Raw genomic sequence first — 4,958 nt, forward strand, 5'->3', positions numbered from 1 at the left:
GCCAACCGTGCCGCCCCCCGGGCCCCGATCCCCTTCGTGGACCGCCCCTACGAGGGTCTCGCCGCCGAGGTCGAGCTGGTCGCGATGCGCGAGATCATCCCCTGCGCCCTCATGACCGCGCGCACCGCCGCCGCCCACGGGGGCGTGGAGTTCGACTTCGTCACCCTGCTCCCCGACGGGCATCCCGCGATGGTGCGTCCCGACGGGCGCATCCTCGTCGGGCTGCAGACCCGCTTCCACTCCGGGGACCTCTCCCACGACGCGGCCGGTGCACTGCTGGCCGCCCTCGCGCGCGCCGACGAGGGCGGGGAGGGCACCGTCGCCTTCGACGTGCGGGACCCCCGCCCCCCGCCTCCAGGACGTCCTCGACGACACGGTCGTCCCGGAGATGGAGATCCGGGAGGACTTCGGCTACTGGTTCGACCCGACCTCCGAGCTCACCCGCGAGATGGAGCAGGCCCTGGAGCAGAACCGTGCCGACGTCGTCCCCACCGCCGCCGTGCCCGGCGTGCCCGGGATGTACTGGTGCCGCATGAACCGCACGTTCGTCCGCTACGTCACCGACGTCGACGAGTCGAAGCTGTTCACCGCGCTCGCCCGCCTCCAGGCCGCGGGCCGCGCCCGCATGGGGGAGGGGTCGAAGTTCGTCGGGGCGTTCCGTGCGTGCGGCATCGCGATCCCCGTCTTCGAGGTGTCCGACGAGGTCGGCCCCGAGGAGGTCGCGTCCGATGCGAAGGCCCTCGCGGAGGCGTTGGCGTCCGCCCTGGAGGACACCTCGGCGCTCACCCCGGAGGAGCGGCGCGCCCGCGAGGGACTCGTCTCCCGGCAGGTCACCATCCGCTGAGACGCGTCCCGCACGGCGGGCAAAGGACCGGTAATCTTGGGGGCGTGAATCAGTCCGGCGTCGATGGCGCGCGTCGCGGCGTCAGCACCGCCCCGCAGCGGGTGGCAGCCATCATCTGCGCCCACAACGCCGGGCTCGACATCGCCTCCACCGTCCGCTCCTGCCGGGCCATCCCCGGGGTCGACCTGCTCGTCGTCGTCGACGACGGGTCCGACGACGACACCGGGCGCAACGCCCGCCTGGCCGGAGCCGTCGTGGTCCGCCACTCCGTGCCCCGGGGACGTGCCTCCGCCCTGGAGACCGGGGTCAAGGTGGTGGCCATGCGTGACCGGGCCGACTGGCCGCCCCGCCTGCTCCTGCTCCTCTCCGCCGACCTCGGCGAGTCCGCGGTGGAGGCCTCGGCCCTGGTCGAGGCCGTGATGACGGGTATGGCGGACTGCGCCTGTGCCGCACCCCCCGCCACCGATCCCTCCGTGGGCCGCAGCCTGGCGGAGAACTTCGCGCGCTCCTCGATCCGGTCGGCGACCGGGTGGGAGCCCCAGGCGCCCCTGTCGGAGGAACGCTGCCTGACGCGGGAGGCGCTCAACGCCGCGATCCCCTTCTCCACCGGGTACGGCATCGAGGTCGGCATGACCATCGACCTCCTGGTGGACGGCTTCACCTTGGTGGAGGTCCCCTGCACCTTCGTCCACCTCGGCTCCGACCGCACGCTCGGCTCCCTCAACCGCACCGCCCAGTACCGCGACACCGCCCTGGCGATCCTGCACCGGCGCCTGCGCCGGGTCCGCCTGCCCGCAGCCGTGCGCCGGGAGGCCGCACGCCACTAGAGGGTCGGCAGTCCCTATCCCGGGCCGGGCGCCCGCGGCGCGGGATCCAGTGGGGTGGGTGTCGCGGACGAGGGCGGGTCGACTCCGGCGAGGTCATGACGCCCGGACAGGGGGACCCGGACACGGCGGCGTCCGGCCTGGTCGTGGGCAGTGACGGCCTGGCGCGGCCCGTGTGGGCGGCGAGTGACCCCCTGCTGCGGGAGTACTACGACACCGAGTGGGGCATGCCGGTGCGCGACGAGCGCGGGGTGTTCGAACGCCTGAGTCTGGAGGCATTCCAGTCGGGTCTGTCCTGGGTGACGATCCTGCGCAAGAGACCTGCCTTCCGGGAGGCCTTCGCCGACTTCGACGCCGAGAGTGTCGCCGCCTTCGGGGAGGCCGATGTCGAGCGCCTCATGTCGGATGCGCGCATCGTGCGCAACCGCGCGAAGATCACCGCGACCCTCGTGAACGCGCGGGCGACGGTGGCGTTGCGGGAGGGGGGTGGTCTGGTGGAGCTGGTGTGGTCCCACCGCCCGGAGGGGACACCACGGCCGCGGACGCTGGCGGAGGTGCCCACGCGGTCCCCGGAGTCGGTGGCCCTGGCGCGTGACCTCAAGGCCCACGGGTTCCGGTTCGTGGGGCCGACGACGGCATTCGCCCTGATGGAGGCCATCGGGATCGTCGACACGCACCTGGTCGGGTCCCACCGCCGCGCCACCTCCGGCGTCTGGCCCTCCTGACCCCCTCGCCGAAGTCCGCTCTGTTTGGACCTCGAAGTCCGCTCTGTTCGGAGGTCGAGGTCCGCCCTGTTCCTGGCTCGAGGACCGCTCAGTTCTTGGCTCGAGGTCCGCTCCGATCTGGGTGCAGGGCGGGTCCCGGGTCTCGTCGGCCCTACCGAGGAGTCGGCAGTGCACGGAAGCGCGCGCGGAGCTCTGCTCTGTCCTGCGGTGTGAGCTGCCCCGACCTGATCCCACGCACCGCGCACTCCAGCCCGGTGAACAGCTGGAGGCACGCGCCGGGATCGAGCTGGTCCCGGATCCGGACGAAGGCTTCCGGGGCGCCGACCTCACGCAGGGTGTCGGCGTCCGAGATGCCGACCGCGACCAGCTGGCTCGCGGTCACGGTGCCGATCTCCGGCAGGCCAGTGAGGTCGCTCAACGTTCTGCCTCCGGCGCCGACCCTGCCGCCTTCGCATTGACGAGTCCCATGTGCGCCTCGGCCGTGCGGGGGAGGCGACGACCCAGCTGTGTGAACCCGGAACTGACCTTCATCGTGTGTTCCTCTGCTCGCGGTGGATGGGCGGGTGGGCGGATGATCGGTTCCTGGCTCTTGGCTGCCGGCCAATGCGTGTGACGCTCGGAGCGTCCCTTCCGGCAGCGGCCCGCGGATCGCCCGTGGACCAGTGTGTCCCGCCAGGTCGGAAGAGTCGACGAGCGGAGCGCTGCCAAGCATGTCACGTCCGGCGTTGGTCTCGGGAGGCGCTGACGCAGAGGCGGCCAGGGACGCGACGAGGCCCCGGGCCGGGCGGAGAACGCAGGCCGGGTGCGCGACGCACACGACCCGCGCCAGGCTCAACCGGCGCGTGGCAGACAATGTGGGATCCTCTCCCCTGCGACGAGGGCGTCACAACGCCGTGACCTGCACACACGTGCGACCCTCCCGGAGCTCGGTCAGGGTGGGGCGACACATTGTCTGTCGCCGTCTCCGTCGCCCCTGCAGATGGGCCAAAGGGTCGGGTGATCGGCTCAGCCCGAGGTCTTCTCGGGCGGCACGAGCGTGCGGTGAGGAGCGCGGCGTCGTGGGATCGGCGCGGACTGCGGCGCCATGAGGAGAAGGACGGTGCCCACCCCGGAAAGGGCGGGACCCGGACCCCGCCCCCAGCACCCCGCCCCCAGCACCCCGGCCCCCGGCCCCCCACGCGGTCCCAACCGCGAGGTCTCAGGACGCCCGGCGCAGGCGCAGGGAGTTGACCACCACGAACACCGAGGAGAAGGCCATGGCTGCCGCCGCGATCATCGGGTTGAGCAGCCCGGCCACCGCCAGCGGGATCATCGCCACGTTGTAGGCGAAAGCCCAGAACAGGTTCTGCTTGATGACCCGCAGGGTGCGCCGCGAGACGCGGATGGCGGTCGCGGCAGCGGTCGGCTCGGAGTTGACGAGCGTGATGTCGGCGACCTGGATCGCCACGTCCGTGCCGGACCCCATCGCGATGCCGAGTCCCCGCACACCGGCCTGGGCGAGCGCCGCGGCGTCGTTGACACCGTCCCCGACCATGGCGACGACACGGCCCTTCTCCTGCAGGTCGCGCACCACGTCACGCTTCTGGTCGGGCATGACCTGGGCGATGACGCGGGTGATGCCGACCTCGTCGGCGACGTGGCGTGCGGAGGCCTCGTTGTCACCGGTCAGGAGCACCGGCTCGATGCCGAGGTCGCGCAGTTGGGCGACCGCCTCGACCGAGGTCGGCTTGAGGGTGTCGCGCACGACGAGGACGGCCCGGACGCTGCCACCGCTGATCCGGGCGGGCAGCACCCGGGCGGAGGTCGGGCCGGTCACGGTGGCGCCGTCCTCCGGGGCGTCGGGGGAGGTGCCCGCCCCGTCCGGGGAGGCGGCGGAGCGCCCGCGCACGGTGGCGTGGTACCCGGCGTCGTCGACGACCTTCTCCAGCTCGGCGTCGGAGTAGTCACGGTCCAGGGTGATCGCGGCGGACTCCGTGGCGAGGTTGACGGCTGCCGTCACGCCGGGCAGCTTCTGCAGCTTGCGCTCCACCCGGCGCACGCAGGAGGCGCAGGTCATGCCCTGGACGTCCATGTCGACGTGGACGAGGGCGGGTCCGTCCGTCCGCTCGTCGGTTGTCTCCGCGTCGGTGGCAGCCGCGTCGGTCCCGCCTCCGGCGGACCCGGCGGGGAGTGGCCCTGTGGGTGCGGCACCGCTGTGAACGGCGTCGGCCCCCGCCGACGGTCGGGTGGTCCCGAGGGCGTCCTGCCAGTCCGGAACGGTTGCGAGGAGGACCACCGAGGCACCGGTGTCCTGGGCGTCGTCGACGGCCGAGGCGAGGTCGGCAGGCGCCTCGATGCCGAGGTCGTGCAGCCACGTCGGTCGTCCCACGAGGACGAGGTCCCTCGTCCCGTCCGCGCCCGGGACCAGGGCGGAGACACCGAGGCCGGGGTGGTTGGTGAATGCCGTGGTCGCCTCGGGCGTCAGGCCCGCTGCGGTGGCGCCGGCGACGACGGCACGGGCCAGGGGGTGCTCGGAGCCGGACTCGGCCCCGGCGGCGAGGGCGAGTGCCCGGGCGGCCGGTTCGG

5 protein-coding genes and 1 pseudogene are annotated in these 4,958 nt (G+C 73.1%); 4 read left to right on the top strand and 2 right to left on the bottom strand.

The window, feature by feature from the left end:
• Positions 1 to 84: 84 nt before the first annotated feature.
• From TA90_RS15745 to TA90_RS04525, 4 genes and pseudogenes are all read left to right on the top strand, one after another.
• A pseudogene (locus TA90_RS15745) lies at positions 85 to 237 on the top strand (DUF5926 family protein); the annotation flags it as partial.
• A 151-nt stretch (positions 238 to 388) separates the two neighbouring features.
• A complete protein-coding gene (locus tag TA90_RS15750; RefSeq protein ID WP_269419958.1) occupies positions 389 to 844 on the top strand; it encodes a DUF5926 family protein in 456 nt (151 codons plus the stop codon).
• A gap of 44 nt (positions 845 to 888) precedes the next feature.
• Positions 889 to 1,671, top strand: a complete 783-nt coding sequence (locus TA90_RS04520; protein ID WP_043534830.1) for a glycosyltransferase — start codon at positions 889 to 891, stop codon at positions 1,669 to 1,671.
• A 95-nt stretch (positions 1,672 to 1,766) separates the two neighbouring features.
• Entirely contained in the window at positions 1,767 to 2,393 is a 627-nt protein-coding gene (locus TA90_RS04525; protein WP_043534827.1) for a DNA-3-methyladenine glycosylase I, read from the top strand.
• Between the two features lie 151 nt (positions 2,394 to 2,544).
• On the opposite strand, the gene TA90_RS14940 is transcribed toward TA90_RS04525, so the two are convergent.
• Both TA90_RS14940 and TA90_RS04535 read right to left on the bottom strand, forming a co-directional pair.
• Positions 2,545 to 2,811 carry a TfoX/Sxy family DNA transformation protein gene (locus TA90_RS14940; RefSeq protein WP_043534828.1) on the bottom strand — a complete coding sequence of 89 codons (267 nt, stop codon included), beginning with the start codon at positions 2,809 to 2,811 and terminating at the stop codon, positions 2,545 to 2,547.
• 780 nt (positions 2,812 to 3,591) lie between these two features.
• Positions 3,592 to 4,958, bottom strand: a 1,367-nt coding sequence (locus TA90_RS04535; protein WP_043534829.1) for a heavy metal translocating P-type ATPase, incomplete at its 5' end; no start/stop codon positions are given.

The sequence above is a fragment of the Actinomyces polynesiensis genome (genome assembly GCF_000820725.1).
GTDB classification, from domain to species: Bacteria; Actinomycetota; Actinomycetes; order Actinomycetales; family Actinomycetaceae; genus Pauljensenia; species Pauljensenia polynesiensis.

What these genes read in the sequence shown, in the direction of transcription:
- TA90_RS15750 (WP_269419958.1), top strand. Translation starts at nt 389, where the DNA reads ATGGAGATCCGGGAGGACTTCGGCTACTGGTTCGACCCGACCTCCGAG.
- TA90_RS04525 (WP_043534827.1), top strand. Translation starts at nt 1,767, where the DNA reads ATGACGCCCGGACAGGGGGACCCGGACACGGCGGCGTCCGGCCTGGTC.